Below are 22,403 nucleotides of genomic sequence, written 5' to 3'. Positions count from 1 at the left end.
TAGAGTCGAGCCATGCTCGACTGCGCTTCGGTCGGGTCGTGCGGAAAGCCAGTCGAGCATGGCTCGACTCTACAGGGCGGGTCGTAAACCCCCTCACCACTTGAACAGCACCAGGCTGATCGCCAGCGTGCCCATGCCTGCCACCAGCCCGTAAACCGTCTCGTGGCCCTTCGCATAGCGCTTGGCCGCCGGCAGTAGTTCATCCAGCGCCAGGAACACCATCACGCCGGCGATCAGCCCGAACACCCAGCCGAACGTGGCGTGCGACAGCGATCCGGACAGCAGCCAGTAGCCGAGCGCCGCGCCCACCGGTTCGGCCAGGCCCGACAGCAGGCTGGCGCTGAACGCGTAGAACTTGTTCTGGGTGGCGAAGTACACCGGCACCGCAATGGCGATGCCCTCGGGGATGTTGTGGATGGCGATGGCGAAGGCCAGCGGCATGCCCACCGACGGGCTCTCCAGCGTCGCGAAGAAGGTTGCGAGCCCTTCCGGGAAATTGTGCGCGGTGATCGCGATCGAGGTCAGCAGAGCGACGCGCTTCAGGTACTCGCGGCTGTTCTCGCGGAACGCCGGGTCCTGCTTGTCCAGGCTGTCATGCGGGTTCGGAATGAAGTGGTCGATCAGCACGATCACGATCACGCCCAGCAGAAAGGCCAGGGTGCCGTAGGTGAAGCCGGTGCGCTCGCCATAGGCCAGGGCGAACGACGCAATGGACTTGTTGAGGATCTCCGACAGCGACACATAGACCATCGCGCCACCGGCGAAGGCCAGGCCGAAGGCCAGCAGGCGCGGATTCGGCCGGCGCGAGAACAGCACCAGCAGGCTGCCGATCGCGGTGGCGAGGCCGGCCGCAAGGGTGACCGCCAGCGCGATCCAGATGTTCTCGGGGGGAATCTGCAGCATCTACCGACGCGGTCCTGGTCAACAGACAACCGCCCCGGGCAGTGCCGGGGCGGCGAGGGCGAGGCGGGCGTCGGCTGGCCTCGTCGGGGTGCGCGCGATCAGCCGCCGCGGCGCAGGCGTTCTTCGATGGCGAAGCACTGGTCCGGCTTCGGCTGCGGCGGGTTGAAGCTGACCGGCACCTGGATGGTGGCCGGCACCGGCTGGCCGTTGCGGGTGGCGGCATTGAACTGCCAGCCCTGCACGGCGGTCTTGGCCAGTTCGTCCAGCTGCGGGTTGCCGGCGCCTGTGAGCAGCGCCACTTCGCTCGGCTTGCCGTCGGTGCCGATGGTCACCTTGAAGGTGCTGGTGCCACCCACGCCCATGCAGGCCAGTTCCAGCGGGTACTGCGGCGGCGGCGTCTTCACCGCGGCCACTTCGGTCGGCGGCGGCGGTGGCGGTGCCGGCGGTTCGGACGTGCCACAGCCGGCCAGGCCGGTCGCAGCGATCAGGGACAGGCTCAGCAAACGTACGTTCATGGCAGTTGCTCCGTCAGGGCCGAAGTCTTTGCCGCGCAGATGAAGTCGTTCTCGCTCAGGCCGCCCACATCGTGGGTGGAGAAGCGCACGACCGCGCGGTCGTAGTGCACGCCCAGGTCCGGATGGTGGTCCTCGCGGTGGGCAATCCAGGCCAGCGCGTTCACGAAGGCCATGGTGGCGTAGTAATCCTTGAAGCGGAAGGTGCGCGACAGGGCCTGACCACCCTCGCTCAGCTCCCAGCCGGGAATCTGCGGCAGCAGTTCGGCCAGGCGGGCTTCGCCGAGCTTGTGGTCGCTGCCTTTGCGTGGCACGCAACGGGCCTGGGCCAGTGGAATCAGGTCGGCCATGGGAATCTCCACCTCGTGTTGACTGAACAATGCGCCGGACGGTGTATAAACCGAATGAGCGGCTGACGCTTACTTGGCTAGAATAGCCTGATGATCCAGATCTCCGACACTGCCCAGACCCATTTCCGCAAGTTGATCGAACGCGAGGGCGTGCCCGGCATGGGCGTGCGCCTGAGCGCGGTCGACCCCGGTACGCCGCGCGCCGATGCCCGGCTGGAATTCGCCGAACCGACCGACCTGCTCGGTGACGAGTGGGCGGTGGACTGCGATGGTTTCACCCTCTATGTGGACGCCGGCAGCGTTGGCTGGCTCGATGGCGCCGAGATCGACATCGTCGCCGGCACCGCCGGTGCCCAGCAGCTGACCATCAAGGCGCCGCGCATCAAGGGTGAAGCGCCCGGTGATGCCGCCTCGCTGGTCGAGCGCGTGCACTGGGTGGTGGAGAACGAAGTCAATCCGCAGCTGGCCTCGCATGGCGGCAAGGTGGCTGTGCAGGAAGTCTCGTCCGACGGCGTGGTGCTGTTGCGCTTCGGTGGTGGCTGCCAGGGCTGCGGCATGGCTGACGTGACGCTCAAGCAGGGCATCGAAAAGACCCTGATGGGCCGCGTGCCGGGCGTGACCGCCGTGCGCGACGCGACCGACCACGACAGCGGCCACGCGCCGTACATTCCGCGCGGCAACGTCGCCTGATCGCTGACGCGTGCCTCTGACCCGGGCCGAGCAACTCATTGACCTGCTGCTGGCGCGCCAGCAGCCCCGCGCCGTCCTCGAGAAGACCACGCGCCTGCCCTATGGCTGGGCGCTGTGGCTGCGCTCGCTGGGGCCGCTGCCGCGGCCGTTCCATGCCCGCGACGTGATCGCAGTTTTCCTGCCGCGCCCGCTGCCGGGCCCGCCCGGCCAGTCGCCGCGGCTGTCGCCGTGGCAGGCGCTGCGCCGTTTGTTCTGGCAGGACTGGGACGCCGCGCCGCGCGACCAGCGCTGGATGCGCTGGACCTCGGCACTGGTCAGTGCACTGCTGCACCTGCTGTTCTTCATGCTGCTGCTATGGGTGGCGGTGATCCGTACCACCGCGCCGGACGAAGAGGGCGCCGAGGGCGAGCGCGTGCAGGTGGAGTTCGTCGGCCGCGCCACGCAGGAAGGCGGTGGCGATCAGCCGGGCGCCGAAGCGGCTGCGGCCGCGGCGGCGGGTCGGGTTGCGACGGGCCAGGAGGCGGGCGCTGCCAAGGCCCCTGCGCCGCGTCCGGTGGCTGCCGAAGCCGCCGCCTCATCCCCGGCATCCGCGCCGACCGCCAGCATTCCACCACCGCCGGCCGAAGCCGAGCCCGCGCCGGTTGCCGCTCCGCCGCCTTCGCCCGTCCAGGCCACCGAAGTGGCGCAGGCCAGCACGGATTTCGTGGTGCCGCCGGTCAGTGTGCCGCGTACCGAAGTGAGCGTCGTGCCGCGTGACAGCACACCCGTTGTGCGCGAGCGCAGCGTGCAGCCGGTGCAGGCGCCGCCGGCGCCAAGCCAGGTGCGCACCCCGGAACTGGCCGTGCGCACGCCGCAGGTGCGTGACATCCAGGTGCGCGAACGCGAAGTCAGTACGGTCGATGCGCCGGTCGCACCACAACCGTTGCGCAGCGCGGAAATGCAGGTGCGCGTGCCGCAGCAGGACGTGCAGGTGCGCGAACGTGAAGTGCAGGCCGTGGCCGATCCGCAGGTGCGGATGGCGGCGGTGGCCGGACGTGAGCCCGCCGTACGCGCGCCCACCGGCCGCGACGTGCAGGTGCGCGAACGGGAGGTGGCCTCGGCACCGGTGGCAGCACCGGCATCTTCCAGTGGCAGTGCCACGGCGGCGCCTGCAACTGCGGCCCAGGGCAGCGCGACGCAGGCGAGCAGCAGCACGCGTCCGTCAGCGTCCAGCAATACACCGGCGAACGCAGGAGCGCACCCGGCGCCCGATCCAGGCAACTGGGCGACACCTGCCAAGGGCGATGACTGGGGGTCTTCCAGCCGCAACCGTGACGGTGCCAGCAGTGGCGCCCGCCAGGCCAGCACTGCCGGCAAGGGCAGCGGCCTGTTCAATGCCGATGGCAGCGTGCGCGTGCCGGGCCAGGAAGGCGATGGCCATGCCGAGCGCGGTGCGCCCGGTGGTGCCAATGATGGCTGGAGCAAGGAGCGCATCGCGCAGTCGGGCACATGGCTGAAGCGCCCGCCGTACGACTACACGCCGACGTCGTTCGACAAATACTGGGTGCCGCAGGAATCGCTGCTGGCCGAATGGGTGCGCAAGGGCGTCAAGGCGATGGAGATTCCATTGCCGGGCACCAACACAAGGATCTCCTGCGTCATTTCGATCCTGCAGGCCGGTGGCGGCTGTGGCCTGACCAACCCCAACATGCAGGACCAGCCGGCCGTGGCACGACCGCCGCCGGACATCCCGTTCAAGAAAGAGCTGCAGGAAGATAACGGGAGCCGCTAGCGCGTCGGCCGCGCCCCACGCACTGGCCGGCTCGCGCTTTGGTAGGTGCCAACCTTGGTTGGCACAGAAATGCCGACCAAGGTCGGCGTCTACCAAGGCATCAGCGCATGCCGATCAAGGTCGGCATCCACCAGGGCAGTGCTCTTACGCGCTCTGCGACAGGAACACCCAGAACGGTACGTCGCGGCCGACCCAGTCGCGGCTGGTCTCGTCCATCACGTCCAGCAGGGTGTCGAAGTCCTTCTGCGCACCAGCGCGCAACGTGTCCACGTCGGCCAGGAACAGCGCGTAGCCATTGGCCGGCAGCCATTGCAGGTCGCGCAGGTTGTCCGACAGCGCATCCCAGTTGCCGCCGAAACCGGTCGGGAAATCCAGCTGTGCGGCCAGCCGGGCGAGCAGGGTGCGCTTGTCGGCGACGCCCTCCAGATCGATGCGGATCACCTTCAGGCCGGCATCGCGCATCGCCGCGGCCAGTGCGTCGATGTCATCGCTGTCGATGGCATAGACGCCGGCATTGTTGATGTCGTGCAGGCCGAGGCCGAAATCATCGTGGCTCATCACTGCGCTCCCTGGGCCGGTACGGTGAAGCTGCGGAATGATGCGTAATGGTCGTCGGTGTAGTACCACGCTTCCGGCGGATCGCCGCCGGTGACGATGCGGCGCGTGCCGCGGGTACGCGCGCCGGGGGTGTCGACGGTGTATTCGCGGTAATAGCCGCGTGTGCGCTGCGGCAGTTGCTGCTCGCGGTTGCCGAAGGTGCTGCCGTCCTGGCGGTGTGGGAACGGACCGCCACGCTGGATCAGGGCGATGGTCGCGCGCGCTTCGGCGGGCAGGAACGCGGGAAGTCCGCTGTCCTTGCCGGGCGAGGCGGTGGCCGGCGCGCGTGCGGCGGGCGTGCCCTGCAGATCGGGCGCGAACTGTGGCGCCGGCGGCCGCTGCAGGAAATGGTTGACGACCAGGCCGAGCAGCAGCAGGGCGATGGCGGTGATCAGCAGCCGGGGGTTGCGCATGGGCAGGGGCGGGCGAGGGTGGTGGACGCACTGTAGCGCCTGCGCGCTGCATGGTGCATGAGGAGGGCGCCGCGTCACTGCTGCGTAACAATTGCCGTCGTGCTCACTGGCAGGACGCAATTTCCTTTACATCCCCCTTGGTAATCTGGCGGTCTGTCCCCATCATTCACCGCGCACCGCCCGACACCGTCGGGTGCCCTCGCAATCAGGAGATGCATCATGGCCTACACCCTGCCCAAGCTGTCCTACGCCTACGACGCGCTGGAACCGCATATCGATGCGGCGACGATGGAAATCCATCACACCAAGCATCACCAGACCTACATCAACAACGTCAACGCGGCGCTGGAAGGCACCGAGTACGCTGACCTGCCGGTCGAAGAGCTGGTGAAGAAGCTCAAGTCGCTGCCGGAGAACCTGCAGGGCCCGGTGCGCAACAACGGTGGTGGCCATGCCAACCACTCGCTGTTCTGGACCGTGATGGCCCCGAATGCCGGTGGCAACCCGGTGGGCGACGTGGCCAAGGCCATCGACAAGGACCTGGGCGGCTTCGACAAGTTCAAGGATGCCTTCACCAAGGCAGCGCTGACCCGTTTCGGCAGCGGCTGGGCGTGGCTGAGCGTGACCCCGGACAAGAAGGTCGTGGTCGAGAGCACCGGCAACCAGGACAGCCCGCTGATGGAAGGCAACACCCCCATCCTCGGCCTGGACGTGTGGGAACACGCGTACTACCTGAAGTACCAGAACCGCCGCCCGGAATACATCGGCGCGTTCTTCAACGTCATCGACTGGAACGAAGTCGAGCGCCGTTACCAGGAAGCGATCGCCTGATCGCGGTAGCGGGATGAACTGAAGAGGCCGGGGGAGACCCCGGCCTTTTTGTTGCAGTCGTCATTCGGTAGTGCCGGCCGCTGGCCGGCAACCGTGTGGTGCCGGGGGAGCCGGTCAGCGGCCGGCACTGCCTATTCCGCGGTGGCCGTATCGCCCTGCAGGCGAAGGGTGGCCAACACGCCCAGGCGCAGGCCGGGCAGGTCGCCGTCGGCCGGCAGCAGGATCGGCTGCTGGCGGATGCCGCCGAAGTGCTTGACCTGGAACAGCACGTCCAGGCCGTGGCCGCTGCTGCCCCCCCCACTGGCCGCCGGCGCTTCGGCGCGGCCGCCGGGATTGCGCCGGGCCGGCTGGAAACCCGGCGTGCTGCGCACCAGTTCCACCGTGTTGGCCGAGAAATCGCCGGCAATCAGGCTGGGCATGCCTTCGGCGGTGGCGCCGATCCAGGTCATCAGGTCGCTGGTCTGGTGCTGGCGGGCGGTGGCCTCGTCCGGGTCCGGACGCAGCCGCGCCACATAGATGTTGACCAGCGCCTCGCCCAGCTTCAGCCGCATCATGCCGGCCGCGCTGAAGGTGCCGGGAGGGTGCAGCAGGGTCACGCCGTCCTCGCTGACCGGCAGCCGGGTCAGCATGGCGTTGCCATGCCGCAGTGGCTGGCTCGGCGGATCGGCGGTAACGAAGTCGCAGCTGTAGCGCAGCCGGCTGGCCAGCCAGCAGGCCGGGTTGCGGCCCTGCTGCTGCAGCACCTGCTGCACCGAGATCACGTCCGGTTGCAGCTCGGTCAGCAGCTGTGCGACCTGCTCGCGGCGCTGCTTCCATTGCGCGTCATCGCGGCTGGGCAGTTCCAGCGCGGCCACGGTCAGTTGCCGGGGCTCGCTCTCGCTGGCGGCGGCGGCCGGCGCCTGCGGGCGGGCCTGTGCCTGCAACGCCAGCAGCAGCAAGAGACAGCTGAGCAGGAGGCGGGCGTGGGCGAGGGGGCGCATAACGATAAGTTTACGCTTTTGTCGTGCAGGTGCCGTGACTTCCGGCAGGGCCGGGATGGCCTGCCATGGATTGGCACCGTTGTCATGCAGCCCTGCAGCGTGCTTCGCAAGCCCCGGTTCCGGTAACCTTGCGCCTTTCGCTTTGCAGGAATGCCTTACAGGATGAGCCACGACGCAGTCGCCCCCATCGCCGGCCAAGGAAAGATGCCGCGCCAGATTCCGTACATCATCGGCAATGAGGCCTGCGAACGGTTCAGTTTCTACGGGATGCGCAACATCCTGGTGCAGTTCCTGATCACCTCGCTGCTGCTGCAGGAAATCACTGCAGAAGGCCGTGCCGGTGAAGCCAAGGACATCATGCACAGCTTCATGATCGGCGTGTATTTCTTCCCGCTGCTCGGTGGCTGGCTGGCCGACAAGTTCTTCGGCAAATACCACACCATCCTCTGGTTCAGCCTGGTCTACTGCGCCGGCCACCTGTGCCTGGCGCTGTTCGAGAACAGCCGCGAAGGCTTCTTCCTCGGCCTGGGCCTGATCGCGCTCGGCGCCGGTGGCATCAAGCCGCTGGTGGCCTCGTTCATGGGCGACCAGTTCGACCAGAGCAACAAGCACCTGGCGAAGATTGTCTTCGACGCCTTCTACTGGATCATCAATTTCGGCTCGCTGTTCGCCTCGCTGCTGATTCCGCTGGTGCTGAAGAACTGGGGCCCGCAGTGGGCGTTCGGCATCCCGGGCATCCTGATGTTCATCGCTACCTTCGTGTTCTGGCTGGGCCGCAAGCGCTACGTGCTGGTGCCGCTGCCGCCGAAGGATCCGCATTCGTTCGCCAATGTGGTGCGCACCGCGCTGACCGCGCGCGTGGCCGGCCAGGGCCGTCCGGGCCTGGTGATCGCCGTGCTTGGCCTGGTGCTGGCGGTGGCCTCGTTCGGCCTGGTCGGTTCGCTGGGCATCGTGATCTGCCTGTGCCTGGCGCTGGTGGCCATCCTTGCCGGCATCGGTGGTGGCACCTGGCTGCAGCTGGACCGCGCCCGTGGCCAGCATCCGGCCGAAGCCGTGGAAGGCGTGCGCTCGGTACTGCGCGTGCTGGTGATCTTCGCGTTGACCACGCCGTTCTTCTCGCTGTTCGACCAGAAGGCCTCGACCTGGGTCCTGCAGGGCCAGCAGATGCAGATGCCGAGCTGGTTCACCGCCTCGCAGATGCAGGCGCTGAACCCGCTGCTGGTGATGATCCTGATTCCGTTCAACAACCTGGTGCTGTACCCGGCCCTGCGCCGCTTCGGCTTCGAACCGACCGCGCTGCGCCGCATGACCGCCGGCATCGCCTTCAGTGGCCTGGCCTGGATCGTGGTGGGTGGCATCCAGGTGGTGATGGACGGCGGCAATGCCATGTCGATCTTCTGGCAGATGCTGCCGTACGCGCTGCTGACCTTCGGTGAGGTGCTGGTCTCGGCCACCGGCCTGGAGTTCGCCTACAGCCAGGCGCCGCAGGCAATGAAGGGCGTGGTGATGAGCTTCTGGAACCTGACCACCACCATCGGCAACCTGTGGGTGCTGCTGTCCAACGCGGCGGTGCGCAACGACACGGTGACCCACCAGATCGCCGGCACGGGCCTGAGCGAGGCGGCGTTCCTGATGTTCTTCTTCGCCGGCTTCGCCTTCGTCGCGGCGTTGGCCTTCGGTTGGTACGCGAAACGCTATCGTATGGTCGACAACTACCGTAGCGCCTGAGCCTGACATGACCCCCGTCAATCTGCTGTTGATCGCCATCACCGCCATCCTGTCGTGGATGGCGTTCAACAACCGCAAGCTGGCCGACCGCCTGATCCTGTGGCCGCCGGCCATCGACCGTCACCGCCAGTACGACCGGCTGGTGACCTATGGCTTCATCCACGCCGACTGGTCGCACCTGATCTTCAACATGATCACCCTGTTCTTCTTCGGGGGATTCATCGAGAGCGTGATGGTGCAGCTGACCGGCAGCTACCTGACCTACCCGGCGTTCTACATCGGCGCGCTGCTGGTCTCGATCCTGCCCAGCTACCTGAAGAACCAGAAGAACCCGAACTACCTCAGCCTCGGGGCGTCCGGTGCGGTGTCGGCGGTGCTGTTCGCCTTCATCCTGATCAAGCCGTGGTCGATCATCCTGGTGTTCTTCATCCCGGCGCCGGCCATCGTCTACGCCGCGTTCTACGTCGGCTACAGCATCTGGATGGACAAGCGCGGCGGTGACCGCATCAACCACAGCGCGCACCTGGCAGGCGCGGCGTTCGGCGTGATCTTCATGCTGGCCATGCAGCCGAGCATCTTCACTCACTTCCTGCGCGAACTCTCCAACCCGACCTTCCGCCTCGGCGGCGGTTGATGACGGGAGCGGGGCGGATCGGCATCGATCCGCCCCCGCTGTTTCAGAGCGTGGGCTGCTGACCGTAGGTATCAAGCAGGCGGGCGAACACTTCTTCGCCGATGCGCTGGAAATCCTGGTCTTGGGTCTGCCCCTCCACCGCCAGTTGCAGCAGGCCCTCCAGCAGGGCGCGGTCGGTATCTGAATGGGAATCGCTGGGGTGCATCGGAGCCTCCGCGGTGGTGCGCATGATCAACGGTCGCAAGGGCCGTGCCAGCCTGGCCGTACCCCTCCGCAGGCGATAGCGGCCGCCAGCGCTCCAGCTTGAGGGTCGCAAACTGACGTGAATGGGCTGGACTTGCCCCTGTTCAGGCTTCACGCGATCATGGCGCCCGGCTGCGCACCATCCACGCAGTCGCCGCAGGAGACAGTTCCATGGCTTCGGTCACGCCCCCCGGTCTGGCCTACGAGGTCGAACACGACCTGGCCAACCACCGCTTCACCGCCCGTGTGCGAGGACAGCTGGCGGTGCTGGACTACCAGATCAAGCGCAAGCGCATGGTCATCACCCACACCGAGGTGCCCGAGCCGATCGCGGGCCGTGGCATCGCCGGTGAGCTGACCCGTGTGGCGCTGCGTTTCGCCCGCGAGCAGAAGTACAAGGTGGTGCCGGCATGTTCCTACGCCGAGGCCTTCCTGCAGCGGCACGAGGAGTACCACGACCTGCTCGTTGGCTGAATGCCAGCGGGCCACGCTTCAGCCATGGCAGGCGATGATGTACAAACATGAACAGGGGATCCCGATGAAGATTGGAAACAACCGGCCACTGCACGGCAGCGTGCTGGCCGGCGTGGTGGGCGTGCTGTTGCTGGCCGGTTGCCAGCGTGAAAGCGAGCCGGCGCCGGCGACCGACGCGGCGCCCGCCGCCGAAGCCACCGCCGCAGGCGAAACGCCGGCCACGGACGCGCCGCTGGACCTGCGCGACGTGATCGAGAACAACGAGCGCGAAGTGGTGGGCATCAGCTACCCGGCCGGCATCGACCGTTATCCGGGCCTGGCCCGCGCGCTGCAGAGCTATGCGACGAGCGCGCGCAGCGACCTGCAGCAGGCGCTGGACGGGCTGGGCAACGACAAGCCGACCATGCCCTACGAGCTGTCGCTGAGCTTCGAGAAGCTGCTGGAAACCCCGCAGCTGGTGGTGGTCAGTGCCGATGGCAGCCGCTACACCGGTGGCGCCCACGGTGAACCGCTGGTGGCCCGCTTCGTGTGGCTGCCGCAGCATCAGCAGATGCTCAGCGCCGAAAAGCTGGTGGCCGACGCCAAGGGCTGGAAGGCGATCAGCGATTTCGTCGCCGACCAGCTGCGCGAACGTGTGGCCACGCGCCTCAGCGGGGAGGACATGGACCCGGCCCAGCTGCAGGAATCGCTGCGCAATGCATCGCGCATGATCGCCGACGGCACCGGCCCGCAGGCCGACAATTTCAGCCAGTTCCAGCCGCTGACCGACGACAAGGGGCAGATCACCGCGCTGCGCTTTGTTTTCCCGCCGTACCAGGTGGGTCCATACTCGGACGGCACCCAGACCGCCGATGTACCGGCGGCGGTGCTGTTGCCGCACGTGGCCAAGGACTACGTGGAGCTGTTCGCACGCGGTTGACCGCAGTCGAGGAGGTGGCGTGGATACAGGGTTGCAGGAGCGGGTCGCCGGCCTGCTCCACGAAGCCGGGGTCCGCATCGGCGGCACCCAGCCACAGGACATCCAGGTGCATGACCCGCGCTTTTTCGCGCGGGTCATGGGCCACGGCTCGCTCGGCCTGGGCGAGAGCTACATGGAAGGTTGGTGGGATGCCAACGTTCTGGATGAATTCCTCGTCCACCTGATGCAGGCGCACCTGGATGAGCGGGTGCACGGCTGGCGCGAAGTGGCAGATGCGCTGAAGGCGCGCCTGTTCAACCTGCAGGCGGGGCAGGGCAGCTACGAAGTCGGTCGCCGCCATTACGACCTCGGCAATGATCTCTACCAGGCCATGCTCGGCCAGCGCCTGGTCTACAGCTGCGGCTATTGGCGCAACGCTGATGACCTTGATGCAGCGCAGGAGGCCAAGCTCGACCTGGTCTGCCGCAAGCTGGGCCTGCGCCCGGGCCAGCGCGTGCTGGACATCGGTTGCGGTTGGGGTGAAGCGCTGAAGTTCGCCGCCGAGCGCTACGGTGTCAGCGGAGTAGGCGTGACGATTTCGCAGGAGCAGGCCGAGTTCGCCCGCGAACTGTGTGCGGGCCTGCCGATCGAGATCCGCCTGCAGGACTACCGCGAGCTGGACGAACCGTTCGATGCGATCTTCTCGATCGGCATGTTCGAACACGTCGGTGACAAGAACTACGGCAGTTTCTTCGAGGTGGCCAAGCGCTGCCTGTCACCGCGCGGCCTGCTGCTGTTGCACAGCATCGGCACCAACATCTCCCGGCATCGCACCGATCCGTGGATTGCGCGCTACATCTTCCCCAACTCGATGCTGCCATCGGCGGTGCAGATCACCAAGGCGTTCGAAGGCCGTTTCGTGCTGGAGGACTGGCACAACTTCGGCACCGACTACGACCTGACCCTGCAGGCGTGGCGACGCAACGTGGAAGCGGCGTGGCCACGGCTGGATGCGGGTTACGACGAGCATTTCCGCCGCATGTGGCGTTTCTACCTGGCCGGGTCGATGGCCACCTTCCGTTGCCGGCATGCGCAGCTGTGGCAGCTGGTGCTGTCGCCGGAGGGCGTGCCCGGTGGGTACGTGGCACCGCGCTGACAGCCAGTAGATCCACGCCATGCGTGGATGGACGATACCGGGGTTCATGGCCCGGAAGGATCGTGCCGACCAACGGTCGGCACCCACCCGTAGATCCACGCCGTGCGTGGATGATCACAAAAAAACCGCCCGGTCTCCCGGGCGGTTTTCGTTTCAGGCGACTGCGCTGGCGATCAGTTGCCGGCGCCGGTCAGGCCACGCTTTTCCAGCAGCGGTTCGATCTGCGGCTCGTGGCCGGCGAAATCGCGGAACAGCTGCATCGCGTCGACGCTGCCGCCCTTGGACAGCAGGGTGGCGCGGAAGTGGTCGCCGTTCTTGCGGCTCAGGCCGCCGTTGTCCTTGAACCACTTCTGGGTGTTGGCGTCGAGCACTTCCGACCAGATGTAGGCGTAGTAGCCGGCCGAGTAGCCGCCCATGATGTGGCTGAAGTACGGAGTCTTGTAGCGCGGCGGAACCGGCGCATAGTAGATGCCGTCCTTCTCCAGCGCGGCGCGCTCGAAGGCCATCACGTCCTTGGCCGCCGGCACCTGGTCCGGGCCGATCTGGTGCCAGTTCTGGTCCAGCATCGCCGCACCCAGGTATTCGGTGGTGGCAAAGCCCTGGTTGAACTTCGATGCGGCAATCACCTTGTCCAGCAGCGCCTGCGGCATCGCCGAACCGTTCTGGTAGTGCTTGGCGTAGTTCTTCAGGATGACCGGGTTGTCCGACCACATCTCGTTGACCTGCGACGGGAACTCGACGAAGTCACGCGGCACCGAGGTGCCCGAGAAGTACGGGTACTTCACGTTGGAGAACATGCCGTGCAGGGCGTGGCCGAACTCGTGGAAGGTGGTGTTCACCTCATCCCAGGTCAGCAGGGTCGGCTGGCCGGCCGGCGGCTTCGGGATGTTCAGGTGGTTGGCGACCACCGGCTTGAAGCCGGTCAGCTTGGACTGCGAGACGTAGGAGTTCATCCACGCACCGCCACGCTTGGAGGCGCGCGCATACGGATCGAAGATGAAGATCGCCAGCTGGCTGCCGTCGGCGTCGAACACGTCGTAGACGGTGACGTCATCGTGGTAGACCGGCAGGTCGGTGCGCTGCTTGAAGGTCAGGCCGAATTCCTGGCCGGCAGCGTAGAACACGCCGTTTTCCAGCACGTTCTTCAGTTCGAAGTACGGCTTCAGCTGCGACTCGTCGAAGTTGTACTTGGCCTGGCGCACCTTCTCGCTGTAGAAGGCCCAGTCCCACGGTTCCAGCTGGAAGGTCGGCTTGCGCGCGGCCTTCTGTTCCTTGTCGATCATCGCCTGCAGGTCGGCGGCTTCGCGCTTGGCATTGGCCACCGCGGCCGGAGCCAGCTTGCCCAGCATCGCGTTGACCGCTTCCGGGGTCTTGGCGGTCTGGTTGGTCAGGTTGTAGGCGGCGAAGTTCGGGAAGCCCATCAGCTTGGCCTTGTCGGCACGCAGCTGCATGATGCGCGAGACCAGCGCGGTGTTGTCGAACTCACCGCCGCGGCTGCCGCGGGTGGTCGAGGCTTCGTAGATCTTCTGGCGCAGGGCGCGGTTGGCCAGGTTGGTCAGCGGCGGCTGGCCGGTGGTGTTGAGCAGGGTGATCACGTACTTGCCTTCCAGGCCACGGGCCTTGGCGGCTTCGGCGGCGGCCGCGATCTGCTCCTTGGACAGGCCAGCCAGCTCCTTGACGTCGTCGACGGTGATCGCCGAAGCGTTCACTTCCGACTGCACGTTCTGGCTGAACTTGGTGCCCAGGTTGGCCAGCTCGGCGTTCATCTCCTTCAGCTTGGCCTTGTCGGCCTCGGACAGCTTGGCGCCGGCGCGCACGTAGTTGTCGTAGTACTTCTCGACCAGGCGCACGCCTTCGGCGTCCAGGCCCAGCTGGCTGCGGGTGTCGTACAGCGCCTGGATGCGGGCGAACAGCTTGCCGTTCAGCGCGATCGCATCGCTGTGCGCGGCGAACTTCGCCGAGTAGTCGGCCTGCAGCTTCTTGCGGGTGTCGTTGGTATCGGCGCCGACCAGGCTGAAGAACACGGTGGTCGCACGGTCGAGGATGTCACCGCTCTTTTCCAGGGCGATGATGGTGTTGTCGAAGGTCGGCTTGGCCTTGTTGTTGGCGATGGCCTCCACTTCCTTCAGCTGCTGCGCCATGCCGGCGTCGAAAGCCGGGGCGAAGTCGCTGTCCTTGATCTTGTCGAACTGCGGGAAGTGCAGCGGCAGCGGGCTTTCGGCGAAGAACGGGTTGGCCTGCTGGGCGGTGGTGCTGGCGGCCGGGGTGGCGGCGCCGGCCGAGAAGGCGGGCAGGGCAAGGCCGAGGGACATGGCCACGGCAAGGGCAAGTCGAGTGGTCAAGGTAGAAGCTCCGGTAAGGCAAACAAGGGCCCGAGGGTAACCCGGCCGGCGGCGCCTGCACTTGTGTCAAAAGGCATGTTGCCGGGGCCGGGCGCGGGTACCATGCAGTCACCGCCCACGGCCCGCCATCATGACCACCGCCTACGATTTCAGCTTCCGTGACCTCGACGGCCAGCCACAGGCGCTGGCCCGGTACCAGGGCCATCCGTTGCTGCTGGTGAACGTCGCCAGCCGTTGTGGCTTCACCCCGCAATACACCGGGCTGGAGCAGCTGTGGCAGGACTACCGCGAACGCGGCCTGGTGGTGATCGGCTTCCCGTGCAACCAGTTCGGCGCGCAGGAGCCGGGTGATGCCGCGCAGATCCGCCAGTTCTGTTCGCTGGACTATCCGGTCAGCTTCCCGCTGTCGGAAAAGATCGAGGTCAACGGCGACGGTGCCGACCCGCTGTGGGCGTGGCTCGCGCGCGAAAAGCGTGGCCTGCTAGGCAGTGCCCGCATCAAGTGGAATTTCAGCAAGTTCCTGGTCGACCGCCAGGGGCGGGTGGCGTCGCGGCATGCGCCCACCACCAGGCCGGAGCAGCTGCGCGGCGAGATTGAAGCGCTGTTGTGAGATGAACCGAAAAAGGGGACGGAGGGGATTAAGTCGTTTGTGCACAAACGACTTAATCCCCTCCGTCCCCTTTTTTGCTTACTTCTCGACGAACGCGCGCTCGAACACGTAATGGCCCGGCTGGCCGATGCGCGGCGAAACCTGGAAACCTCGGGCATCGAGCACAGCGCGCAGGTCGGCCAGCATCTGCGGGCTGCCACAGATCATCGCGCGGTCGCTTTCCGGGCTCAGCTCCGGCAGGCCGAGCGTGCGCTGCATCTCGCCGCTTTCCATCAGCGAGGTCAGGCGGCCCTGGTTGGCGAACGGCTCGCGGGTGACGGCCGGGTAGTACAGCAGCTTGTCGCCGATCATCTCGCCCAGGAACTCATGCTCTCGCAGTTCCTTCTCGAAGTAATCGCGGTAGGCCAGGTCCTTCTCGTAGCGCACGCCGTGGCACAGGATCACCTTCTCGAAGCGCTCGTAGGTTTCCGGGTCCTTGATGACCGACAGCCACGGCGCCATGCCGGTGCCCGTGCCCAGCAGGTACAGGTTCTTGCCCGGGTGCAGATCGCTGATCAGCAGGGTGCCGGTGGGCTTCTTGCCGACCAGTACCTTGTCACCCGGCTTGATGTGCTGCAGGCGCGAGGTCAGCGGGCCGTCCTGCACCTTGATGCTGAAGAACTCCAGGTGCTCTTCCCAGTTGGCGCTGGCGATGGAATACGCGCGCAGCAGCGGCCGTGCCTCGGTTTCCAGGCCGATCATCACGAACTGGCCGTTCTCGAAGCGGAAACCGCTGTCGCGGGTGAGGGTGAAGCTGAAGTAGGCATCGGTCCAGTGACGGACCTCAAGCACCGTTTCGGCGCCAAAAGCGGAGGACATGGGCGTATCTATCGGAAGTCGTCGGGGGTGATTCTATCTCAAATGAGACAGGTTCTCATTAGGCGGAACGAGAGGCGTTCTCAGCGGTAACCGGCCGCCTGCAGCTCGAACAGCTCGGCGTAGCGGCCGCCCTGGGCCATCAGCTGCTCATGGGTGCCGCTGGCCTCGATCCGGCCATCGGCCAGCACCAGGATGCGATCGGCCATGCGGACCGAGGAGAAACGGTGGGAAATCAGCACTGCGGTGCGATTATCCGCCAGTTCCCTGAACCGCTGGAACACCTCGAACTCACTGCGCGCATCCAGCGCTGCCGTTGGCTCATCCAGGATCATCACCTGCGCATTGCGCATCCATGCGCGGGCGATGGCGATCTTCTGCCACTGGCCACCGGACAGGTCCACGCCCTGCTTGAAGCGGCGGCCGATCAGCTGGTCGTAACCGCCGGGCAGGTCGTCGATCACTTCCTCGGCCATGCCGCGCCGTGCGGCGTCGGCGATGCGCGCCTGGTCGTCCATCGCCTCGACCTGGCCGACACCGATGTTCTCGCCGGCACTGAGGTTGTAGCGCACGAAGTCCTGGAAGATCACCCCGAGGTTGGCGCGCAGGTCGTCCAGGTCGTAGTCGCGCAGGTCGCGCCCATCGAGCAGGATGCGGCCCTCGTCCGGTTCGTACAGCCGCGCAAGCAGCTTCACCAGCGTGGTCTTCCCGGCGCCGTTCTCACCGACCAGGGCCAGCACTTCGCCGGCCTGCAGTTGGAAATCGAGGTGGCGCACGGCCCATTGCTCGGCATCCGGGTAGCGGAAGCCGACGTTCTCGAACACGAAGCCCTCGCGGATCGGCTGCGGCACGCGCACCGCACCTTCGCGCGAGTGGATTTCCGGCTGGATCTGGAAGAACGAGAACAGGTCATCCAGGTACAGGGCCTGGCTGGCCACCTGCGAGAACCCGATCAACAGGCCTTCCAGCAGCTGGCGCAGGCGAAGGAAGCTGCCGGCGAGGAAGGTCAGGTCGCCGATCGAGAAGTCGCCGCGTACCGTGCGCCAGGCGATGTAGGCATAGGCGGTGTAGTAACCCAGCGTGCCCAGCGCGGCCAGCAGCGTGCCCCAGAACGCGCGGCGCCGGGCCAGGGCGCGGTTGGCCTGGAACAGCGCCACCGACAGCCGCCGGTAGCGCTCCACCAGGAAGCGGTGCAGGTTGTAGATCTTCACTTCCTTGGCCGTTTCCACGCTGGCACCGAGCTGGCGCAGGTAGTCGAGCTGGCGGCGCTCGGGCGTCCACTGGAAGTTGAGGCTGTAGCCGGCCGCGTTGAAGTGCGATTCGCCGATGAAGGCCGGCACCAGGGCCAGCGCCAGCAGCAGGATCAACCACGGCGCGTAGACCAGCAGGCCGACGGCGAGGCTGGCCACGGTGATCGCGTCCTGCACCTGGCCGAACAGCTGGCTCATCAGGTTCATCCGGCCCATGGTCTGGCGCCGCGCACGGTCCAGCTTGTCCTGCAGGTCCGGGTCTTCGAAGTCCTCCAGGTCCAGCGTTGCGGCGTGTTCCATCAGCCGGATGCTGGTGACGTTGGCGAACAGTTCCGAGAGCAGCGCATCGGCGTAGCTGACCAGGCGGCCGAGCAGGTCCGAGGCGATGGCCAGGCCGAATTCCAGCGCCAGCAGGCCCAGCAGCGGATTGAGCATGCCGCTGGACAGCGCCTCGCCCAGCGGCGGGAAACCGGCGTCGTGCTGGCTCAGGTGCAGGGCGCTGTCGATGATCAGCTTGCCGACGTACAGCATCGCCACCGGCAGCAGCGCACGGATCAGGCGCAGCCCCAGGCTGGCCAGGGTGAGCGCGGGGCTGGTCTGCCAGACCATGCGCAGGAACGGCGGCAGGTTGCGCATCGCCTTGAAGCGCTGGCGCAGGCTGGGTTTCTTCGCGGCGGCAGCGCCAGCGGTGGGGATGGCAGGCATGCGCGTATTGTGCGCGCCTGATACGTGCAGATGGGGTCAGTGCAGCCGTGTGGCCGCGCCGGGGTCAGATCCCTTTGCGGCGCAAAGGGCTCTGACCCCATCAGCCCGGATCGGGTCAGAGCCCTTCGCGTGGCGAAGGGATCCGACCCTGCCGCATCCACGCATGGCGTGGATCTACCGTGTCGACCAAGGTCGGCACCTACCAACCGTTGCAGGAACCCGCCCGGCCAGACCCCGTTACGGCAGCGGCGGCAGCAGGCCCGCGCCCAGCCGGTTCCAGGCGTTGATCACCGCGATGCCCATGCTCAGGTCGCTGATGCCCTTCTCATCAAAGTGCGGTGCCAGTGCATCGAACGCCGCCTGTGACGGCGCACCGTCGGTCAGCCGGGTCAGTGCCTCGGCCCAGCCCAGCGCCGCGCGTTCGCGGGCATCGAAGAAGCGGCTTTCGTGCCAGGCGGGCAGGGTGTCCAGCTTACGCGGCTCGATGCCGCCCTTGCGCAGCGCCGTGCCGTGCATGTCCATGCAGTAGCCGCAGCCGTTGAGCTGCGACACGCGCAGGAACACCAGTTCCATCAGGGTCGGATCGATCGAGCTGTCATGCACCGCCTGGCTGGTGGCCAGCAGGCCCTTGAAGGCTTCGGCGGCCAGGCGGGTATAGGGAACGCGGGGAGAGGCGTGGTCGGACATTTTCGGCTCCACGGCGGCCACAGTGGCCACCTTTCACTACAAGGACGCCGCACCGTCATCGCGCGTGACAACACCCGGCAGCTTTTCCGGATTCAACACGCTGTACACGTTGGCGATGCGGCCATCGACCACCTCGATGGTGGTGACCGAGTGCAGGCGGTCGCCCTGGAAGCGCAGGATCGCCGGTTCGCCATTGACGTAGCCCAATTGCGCCGGATGCACCGCGCCGCGGCGGGCGATGGCCCAGAACAGGCGGCCGATGCGTTCGGCGCCGAGCAGGGGCCGCACCGCCGCAGTGACCACGCCACCGCCGTCGGAAACCAGTACCGCGTTGGCGTGCAGCAGGGCCTGGATCGCTTCGCTGTCGCCGCGCTGCGAGGCGTCCATGAAGCGTGCGAGCAGCTGCCGGTGCTGGCTGGCGTCGGCGTTGAAGCGCGGCCGCCCGGCCTGCAGGCGCTGCCGCGCGCGGTGCACCAGTTGCCGGCAGTTGGCCTCGCTGTGGCCGAGCAGGTCGGCGATCTCGCGGTAATCGTGATCAAAAGCCTCCTTCAGCAGGAACGCGGCGCGTTCCTCAGGGCCGAGCTGTTCAAGCAGGGTCAGGAAGGCGACCGAGACGTCGTCGGCCAGCGCATGCAGCTGCGCCGGGCCGGGTGCCGGGTCGGGCTCCAGGCTGACCGCCAGCGGTTCGGCCAGCCATGGGCCGACGTAGTGCACGCGCTCGCGTTTGGCCGCGCGCAGCCGGTCCAGGCCTAGCCGGGTGGTGGTGGTGACCAGCCAGGCCTCGGCATCGCGGACGCTGGCCGGATCGGCACCGGACCAGCGCAGCCAGGCGTCCTGGACCACGTCTTCGGCGTCGGCGCGGCTGCCGAGCAGGCGGTAGGCCAGGGCCATCAGGCGCGGACGGTGGGTCTGGAAAGCGGTTTCAGGGTTCATGTCGACCAGGACGCCGGGAAGGGAGCACGCGTGACAGGGAGTGTGGGGTCAGAGCCCCTTGCAGGGGATCCGACCCCGAGATTGTGATCCTGCGGCCGGGGGAGGGGGTAAAATGGGCGGATTACCCCCGCCAGCCTCCAGCAAGCGAGCAAGTCGTGACATCGATCAAGCAGGAAGACCTCATCCAGTCCATCGCCGACGCGCTGCAGTACATCTCGTACTACCACCCGGTCGATTACATCAAGAACCTTGCCGCCGCCTACGAGCGCGAGGAGTCGCCGGCCGCGAAGGAAGCGATGGCCCAGATCCTGATCAATTCGCGCATGTGCGCCGAAGGCCACCGTCCGATCTGCCAGGACACCGGCATCGTCACCGTGTTCCTGGAAATCGGCATGGACGTGCGTTGGGACGACGCCACCATGGGCGTGGAAGACATGGCCAATGAAGGCGTGCGCCGCGCCTACATGCACCCGGACAACAAGCTGCGCGCCTCGGTGCTGGCTGATCCGGCCGGCAAGCGCATCAACACCAAGGACAACACCCCGGGCGTGGTCAACGTCAAGGTGGTGCCGGGCAACACGGTCGATGTGATCGTCGCCGCCAAGGGCGGTGGTTCGGAAGCCAAGACCAAGTTCGCCATGCTCAACCCGTCCGACTCGATCGTCGACTGGGTGCTGAAGACCGTGCCGACCATGGGCGCCGGCTGGTGCCCGCCGGGCATGCTCGGCATCGGCATCGGCGGCACCGCCGAGAAGGCGATGCTGCTGGCCAAGGAAGCGCTGATGGAGCCGATCGACATCACCGAGCTGCAGGCTCGCGGTGCGTCCAACCGCATCGAAGAGCTGCGCCTGGAGCTGTACGAGAAGGTCAATGCGCTGGGCATCGGTGCGCAGGGCCTGGGCGGCCTGACCACCGTGCTCGACATCAAGATCAACGATTACCCGACCCATGCGGCCAACCTGCCGGTGGCGATGATCCCGAACTGCGCGGCCACCCGCCATGCGCACTTCACCCTGGATGGCAGCGGCCCGGTGATGCTGGACCCGCCGTCGCTGGAAGACTGGCCGAAGCTGACCTACGACGCATCCAAGGGCACCCGCGTGGACCTGGATACGATCACCCCGGAAGACGTGGCCAGCTGGAAGCCGGGCCAGACCCTGCTGCTCAACGGCAAGCTGCTGACCGGCCGCGACGCCGCGCACAAGCGCATGGTCGACATGCTCAACAAGGGCGAGCAGCTGCCGGTCGATCTGAAGGGCCGCTTCATCTACTACGTCGGACCGGTCGATCCGGTGCGTGACGAAGTGGTGGGCCCGGCCGGCCCGACCACGGCGACCCGCATGGACAAGTTCACCCGCCAGGTGCTGGAGCAGACCGGCCTGCTGGGCATGGTCGGCAAGGCCGAGCGCGGCCCGGCGGCGATCGAAGCGATCCGTGACAACAAGTCGGCCTACCTGATGGCCGTCGGTGGTTCGGCCTACCTGGTGTCCAAGGCGATCAAGGCGGCCAAGGTGGTCGGCTTTGCCGACCTGGGCATGGAGGCGATCTACGAGTTCACCGTGCAGGACATGCCGGTGACCGTGGCGGTCGATTCCACCGGCGAGTCGGTGCACAAGACCGGCCCGCGCGAATGGCAGGCCCGCATCGGCAAGATTCCGGTGGTGGTGGAGTAAGTCCTCCCGCTCCGTCCCAGGCAACGGCGCCCGTGTGGCGCCGTTGCTGCGCATGGCGGGAGCATTAACGAATCTGCAGCAATCGCTCTGCTACGGTCGGAATCTGCTCACACAGGAGGTGTCCATGACCTTGCTTCGATCCATCATGGTTGGCGTCGTGATGGCGCTGGCCGGCTGCAGCACCCCGGCATCGTACGAAGGTGCGGATTTTTCCGCGTCCTCGCAGTGCCGCATGCAATGCCAGGCAGGCTATCGCAGCTGCATGGCACAGGGCAGTACCGGCAACAGTGCCTTCAGCTGCGAACAGCAGGTGGTGCCAGCACCAGACAAGCGCTGCAAGGACGTTGCCAACCCCGAGCTGCGCCGCGCCTGCGAGCTGAAGGCGCATGACTGCACGATGCGCGCGCCGATGATGTCCTGTGGCGAACGCCGCGATACCTGCATGAGCAGCTGCGGCTGAGCAACGGCGCTCGCACGGGCGCATACTCGGCCGGTCCACCTGCACAGGATCCGCCGCATGAGCACCACGCTGTATGGTTCGACAAGCACCGCCGCCCTGGTGGTGCACTGGCTGCTGATCGAGCTCGGCATCGAGCACGAGTTGGTGCTGCTGGATTTCGACGCGCGCGAGCACAAGTCGGCGGAGTACCTGGCACTGAATCCCGCCGGCGTGGTGCCGACGCTGCTGATCGATGGCCTGGTACTGACCGAAGCGGCGGCGATCGCACTGTACCTGGCCGACCGCCATCCGGAGGCCCACCTGCTGCCGGCACTGGGCACGCCGCAGCGCGCCGATGCCTACCGCTGGATGTTCTGGTGTGCCAATACGTTGCAGCCGGCCTATCGCGCCTGGTTCTATCCGAACGAGGTGGCGGGTGAGGCAAACGTGGAGGCCAGTCGCGAGATGGCGCGGCAGCGCCTGGAAGCGGCCTGGCAGCATGTGGCCGCGCACCTGCTGGCGCATGGGCCCTACCTGCTGGGCGCAACGCCCTGCGTGGTCGACTACATGCTGGTGATGCTGATGCGCTGGTCGCGCAACATGCCCAGGCCCAGTGACACCTGGCCGCCGCTGAAGGCGCATGCCACGGCGATGAAAGCCCGCCCGGCGTTCGCAGAGGTGTACCTGCGCGAAGGCATCACCGACTGGCGGTAACCCAAAAAGGGGACG

At 66.7% G+C, this 22,403-nt stretch carries 24 protein-coding genes; 12 read left to right on the top strand and 12 right to left on the bottom strand.

Annotation, left to right across the window (positions count from 1 at the left end):
• Positions 1–93: 93 nt before the first annotated feature.
• The 3 genes from zupT to AB1281_RS12440 all read right to left on the bottom strand — a co-directional run bounded on the left by zupT (position 94) and on the right by AB1281_RS12440 (position 1,765).
• Positions 94–903, bottom strand: coding sequence for a zinc transporter ZupT (gene zupT / locus AB1281_RS12450; protein WP_014037815.1), 810 nt, complete (start codon positions 901–903; stop codon positions 94–96).
• A 98-nt stretch (positions 904–1,001) separates the two neighbouring features.
• Entirely contained in the window at positions 1,002–1,418 is a 417-nt protein-coding gene (locus AB1281_RS12445; protein ID WP_014037814.1) for an energy transducer TonB, read from the bottom strand.
• Entirely contained in the window at positions 1,415–1,765 is a 351-nt protein-coding gene (locus AB1281_RS12440) for a 4a-hydroxytetrahydrobiopterin dehydratase (protein WP_006456031.1), read from the bottom strand. The genes AB1281_RS12445 and AB1281_RS12440 overlap by 4 nt, the downstream gene beginning before the upstream one ends.
• 90 nt (positions 1,766–1,855) lie before the next feature.
• On the opposite strand from AB1281_RS12440, the gene AB1281_RS12435 reads away from it, so the two are divergent.
• Both AB1281_RS12435 and AB1281_RS12430 read left to right on the top strand, forming a co-directional pair.
• A complete protein-coding gene (locus AB1281_RS12435; protein WP_014037813.1) occupies positions 1,856–2,455 on the top strand; it encodes an NfuA family Fe-S biogenesis protein in 600 nt (199 codons plus the stop codon).
• A 10-nt stretch (positions 2,456–2,465) separates the two neighbouring features.
• Positions 2,466–4,226, top strand: coding sequence for a hypothetical protein (locus AB1281_RS12430; RefSeq protein ID WP_430344898.1), 1,761 nt, complete (start codon positions 2,466–2,468; stop codon positions 4,224–4,226).
• A gap of 144 nt (positions 4,227–4,370) precedes the next feature.
• Here the strand turns inward: AB1281_RS12430 and AB1281_RS12425 are convergent, their stop codons facing one another.
• The gene (locus AB1281_RS12425; RefSeq protein WP_430344899.1) at positions 4,371–4,784 is read right to left on the bottom strand and encodes a barstar family protein; all 414 of its coding nucleotides are present in this window, start codon (positions 4,782–4,784) and stop codon (positions 4,371–4,373) included.
• Positions 4,784–5,236, bottom strand: coding sequence for a ribonuclease domain-containing protein (locus AB1281_RS12420; protein ID WP_430344900.1), 453 nt, complete (start codon positions 5,234–5,236; stop codon positions 4,784–4,786). Before AB1281_RS12420 ends, AB1281_RS12425 begins: the two co-directional genes overlap by 1 nt.
• 219 nt (positions 5,237–5,455) lie before the next feature.
• Here AB1281_RS12420 and AB1281_RS12415 point away from each other — a divergent pair, with 219 nt between their 5' ends.
• A complete protein-coding gene (locus AB1281_RS12415) occupies positions 5,456–6,067 on the top strand; it encodes a superoxide dismutase (RefSeq protein WP_005410310.1) in 612 nt (203 codons plus the stop codon).
• A 131-nt stretch (positions 6,068–6,198) separates the two neighbouring features.
• On the opposite strand, the gene AB1281_RS12410 is transcribed toward AB1281_RS12415, so the two are convergent.
• The gene (locus AB1281_RS12410; protein WP_430346064.1) at positions 6,199–7,047 is read right to left on the bottom strand and encodes an endonuclease/exonuclease/phosphatase family protein; all 849 of its coding nucleotides are present in this window, start codon (positions 7,045–7,047) and stop codon (positions 6,199–6,201) included.
• A gap of 162 nt (positions 7,048–7,209) precedes the next feature.
• Between AB1281_RS12410 and AB1281_RS12405 the strand changes: the two genes are divergently transcribed.
• The gene (locus AB1281_RS12405) at positions 7,210–8,775 is read left to right on the top strand and encodes an oligopeptide:H+ symporter (protein ID WP_164116360.1); all 1,566 of its coding nucleotides are present in this window, start codon (positions 7,210–7,212) and stop codon (positions 8,773–8,775) included.
• A gap of 7 nt (positions 8,776–8,782) precedes the next feature.
• Positions 8,783–9,409: a rhomboid family intramembrane serine protease gene (locus AB1281_RS12400; protein ID WP_010486760.1), complete on the top strand. Its 627-nt coding sequence runs from the start codon at positions 8,783–8,785 to the stop codon at positions 9,407–9,409.
• A 43-nt stretch (positions 9,410–9,452) separates the two neighbouring features.
• On the opposite strand, the gene AB1281_RS12395 is transcribed toward AB1281_RS12400, so the two are convergent.
• The gene (locus AB1281_RS12395; protein WP_165929939.1) at positions 9,453–9,614 is read right to left on the bottom strand and encodes a hypothetical protein; all 162 of its coding nucleotides are present in this window, start codon (positions 9,612–9,614) and stop codon (positions 9,453–9,455) included.
• Between the two features lie 209 nt (positions 9,615–9,823).
• On the opposite strand from AB1281_RS12395, the gene AB1281_RS12390 reads away from it, so the two are divergent.
• From AB1281_RS12390 to cfa, 3 genes are read left to right on the top strand one after another with little or no spacing between them, the layout of a single operon-like run.
• Positions 9,824–10,126, top strand: coding sequence for a GNAT family N-acetyltransferase (locus tag AB1281_RS12390; protein WP_005417588.1), 303 nt, complete (start codon positions 9,824–9,826; stop codon positions 10,124–10,126).
• A gap of 37 nt (positions 10,127–10,163) precedes the next feature.
• On the top strand, positions 10,164–11,045 hold the full coding sequence (locus AB1281_RS12385; RefSeq protein WP_430346063.1) for a DUF3298 domain-containing protein: 882 nt from the start codon (positions 10,164–10,166) through the stop codon (positions 11,043–11,045).
• A 19-nt stretch (positions 11,046–11,064) separates the two neighbouring features.
• Positions 11,065–12,180 (top strand): cyclopropane fatty acyl phospholipid synthase, encoded by a 1,116-nt coding sequence (cfa, locus tag AB1281_RS12380; protein ID WP_430346062.1) that lies wholly within the window; start codon positions 11,065–11,067, stop codon positions 12,178–12,180.
• Positions 12,181–12,353: 173 nt separating this feature from the next.
• On the opposite strand, the gene AB1281_RS12375 is transcribed toward cfa, so the two are convergent.
• Complete coding sequence (locus AB1281_RS12375) at positions 12,354–14,522, bottom strand: M3 family metallopeptidase (RefSeq protein ID WP_101765794.1); 2,169 nt, start codon at positions 14,520–14,522, stop codon at positions 12,354–12,356.
• A 130-nt stretch (positions 14,523–14,652) separates the two neighbouring features.
• On the opposite strand from AB1281_RS12375, the gene AB1281_RS12370 reads away from it, so the two are divergent.
• Positions 14,653–15,132, top strand: coding sequence for a glutathione peroxidase (locus AB1281_RS12370; RefSeq protein WP_075677299.1), 480 nt, complete (start codon positions 14,653–14,655; stop codon positions 15,130–15,132).
• A gap of 78 nt (positions 15,133–15,210) precedes the next feature.
• On the opposite strand, the gene AB1281_RS12365 is transcribed toward AB1281_RS12370, so the two are convergent.
• The 4 genes from AB1281_RS12365 to AB1281_RS12350 form a co-directional block, all read right to left on the bottom strand.
• Positions 15,211–15,990 carry a ferredoxin--NADP reductase gene (locus AB1281_RS12365; RefSeq protein WP_430346061.1) on the bottom strand — a complete coding sequence of 260 codons (780 nt, stop codon included), beginning with the start codon at positions 15,988–15,990 and terminating at the stop codon, positions 15,211–15,213.
• Positions 15,991–16,070: 80 nt separating this feature from the next.
• Positions 16,071–17,942 (bottom strand): ABC transporter ATP-binding protein, encoded by a 1,872-nt coding sequence (locus tag AB1281_RS12360; protein WP_430346060.1) that lies wholly within the window; start codon positions 17,940–17,942, stop codon positions 16,071–16,073.
• Positions 17,943–18,179: 237 nt separating this feature from the next.
• Positions 18,180–18,629: a carboxymuconolactone decarboxylase family protein gene (locus AB1281_RS12355; RefSeq protein ID WP_049398766.1), complete on the bottom strand. Its 450-nt coding sequence runs from the start codon at positions 18,627–18,629 to the stop codon at positions 18,180–18,182.
• A 36-nt stretch (positions 18,630–18,665) separates the two neighbouring features.
• On the bottom strand, positions 18,666–19,562 hold the full coding sequence (locus AB1281_RS12350) for an RNA polymerase sigma-70 factor (protein WP_430346059.1): 897 nt from the start codon (positions 19,560–19,562) through the stop codon (positions 18,666–18,668).
• 155 nt (positions 19,563–19,717) lie between these two features.
• Here AB1281_RS12350 and AB1281_RS12345 point away from each other — a divergent pair, with 155 nt between their 5' ends.
• The 3 genes from AB1281_RS12345 to AB1281_RS12335 all read left to right on the top strand — a co-directional run bounded on the left by AB1281_RS12345 (position 19,718) and on the right by AB1281_RS12335 (position 22,388).
• A complete protein-coding gene (locus tag AB1281_RS12345) occupies positions 19,718–21,235 on the top strand; it encodes a fumarate hydratase (RefSeq protein ID WP_008268808.1) in 1,518 nt (505 codons plus the stop codon).
• 124 nt (positions 21,236–21,359) lie between these two features.
• Positions 21,360–21,695, top strand: a complete 336-nt coding sequence (locus AB1281_RS12340) for a hypothetical protein (RefSeq protein ID WP_430346058.1) — start codon at positions 21,360–21,362, stop codon at positions 21,693–21,695.
• A 57-nt stretch (positions 21,696–21,752) separates the two neighbouring features.
• Entirely contained in the window at positions 21,753–22,388 is a 636-nt protein-coding gene (locus AB1281_RS12335; protein WP_430346057.1) for a glutathione S-transferase family protein, read from the top strand.
• The last annotated feature ends 15 nt before the right edge of the window (positions 22,389–22,403 follow it).

It is taken from the genome of Stenotrophomonas sp. NRRL B-14846 (assembly GCF_050473585.1).
Lineage (GTDB): Bacteria > Pseudomonadota > Gammaproteobacteria > Xanthomonadales > Xanthomonadaceae > Stenotrophomonas.
The sequence above is the reverse complement of the archived record's forward strand: the minus strand, read 5'-3'. Positions and strand labels throughout refer to the sequence as shown.

What these genes read in the sequence shown, in the direction of transcription:
- zupT (WP_014037815.1), bottom strand. Translation starts at nt 903, where the DNA reads ATGCTGCAGATTCCCCCCGAGAACATCTGGATCGCGCTGGCGGTCACC.
- AB1281_RS12445 (WP_014037814.1), bottom strand. Translation starts at nt 1,418, where the DNA reads ATGAACGTACGTTTGCTGAGCCTGTCCCTGATCGCTGCGACCGGCCTG.
- AB1281_RS12440 (WP_006456031.1), bottom strand. Translation starts at nt 1,765, where the DNA reads ATGGCCGACCTGATTCCACTGGCCCAGGCCCGTTGCGTGCCACGCAAA.
- AB1281_RS12435 (WP_014037813.1), top strand. Translation starts at nt 1,856, where the DNA reads ATGATCCAGATCTCCGACACTGCCCAGACCCATTTCCGCAAGTTGATC.
- AB1281_RS12425 (WP_430344899.1), bottom strand. Translation starts at nt 4,784, where the DNA reads ATGAGCCACGATGATTTCGGCCTCGGCCTGCACGACATCAACAATGCC.
- AB1281_RS12420 (WP_430344900.1), bottom strand. Translation starts at nt 5,236, where the DNA reads ATGCGCAACCCCCGGCTGCTGATCACCGCCATCGCCCTGCTGCTGCTC.
- AB1281_RS12415 (WP_005410310.1), top strand. Translation starts at nt 5,456, where the DNA reads ATGGCCTACACCCTGCCCAAGCTGTCCTACGCCTACGACGCGCTGGAA.
- AB1281_RS12410 (WP_430346064.1), bottom strand. Translation starts at nt 7,047, where the DNA reads ATGCGCCCCCTCGCCCACGCCCGCCTCCTGCTCAGCTGTCTCTTGCTG.
- AB1281_RS12405 (WP_164116360.1), top strand. Translation starts at nt 7,210, where the DNA reads ATGAGCCACGACGCAGTCGCCCCCATCGCCGGCCAAGGAAAGATGCCG.
- AB1281_RS12400 (WP_010486760.1), top strand. Translation starts at nt 8,783, where the DNA reads ATGACCCCCGTCAATCTGCTGTTGATCGCCATCACCGCCATCCTGTCG.
- AB1281_RS12395 (WP_165929939.1), bottom strand. Translation starts at nt 9,614, where the DNA reads ATGCACCCCAGCGATTCCCATTCAGATACCGACCGCGCCCTGCTGGAG.
- AB1281_RS12390 (WP_005417588.1), top strand. Translation starts at nt 9,824, where the DNA reads ATGGCTTCGGTCACGCCCCCCGGTCTGGCCTACGAGGTCGAACACGAC.
- AB1281_RS12385 (WP_430346063.1), top strand. Translation starts at nt 10,164, where the DNA reads ATGTACAAACATGAACAGGGGATCCCGATGAAGATTGGAAACAACCGG.
- AB1281_RS12370 (WP_075677299.1), top strand. Translation starts at nt 14,653, where the DNA reads ATGACCACCGCCTACGATTTCAGCTTCCGTGACCTCGACGGCCAGCCA.
- AB1281_RS12365 (WP_430346061.1), bottom strand. Translation starts at nt 15,990, where the DNA reads ATGTCCTCCGCTTTTGGCGCCGAAACGGTGCTTGAGGTCCGTCACTGG.
- AB1281_RS12360 (WP_430346060.1), bottom strand. Translation starts at nt 17,942, where the DNA reads ATGCCTGCCATCCCCACCGCTGGCGCTGCCGCCGCGAAGAAACCCAGC.
- AB1281_RS12355 (WP_049398766.1), bottom strand. Translation starts at nt 18,629, where the DNA reads ATGTCCGACCACGCCTCTCCCCGCGTTCCCTATACCCGCCTGGCCGCC.
- AB1281_RS12350 (WP_430346059.1), bottom strand. Translation starts at nt 19,562, where the DNA reads ATGAACCCTGAAACCGCTTTCCAGACCCACCGTCCGCGCCTGATGGCC.
- AB1281_RS12340 (WP_430346058.1), top strand. Translation starts at nt 21,360, where the DNA reads ATGACCTTGCTTCGATCCATCATGGTTGGCGTCGTGATGGCGCTGGCC.
- AB1281_RS12335 (WP_430346057.1), top strand. Translation starts at nt 21,753, where the DNA reads ATGAGCACCACGCTGTATGGTTCGACAAGCACCGCCGCCCTGGTGGTG.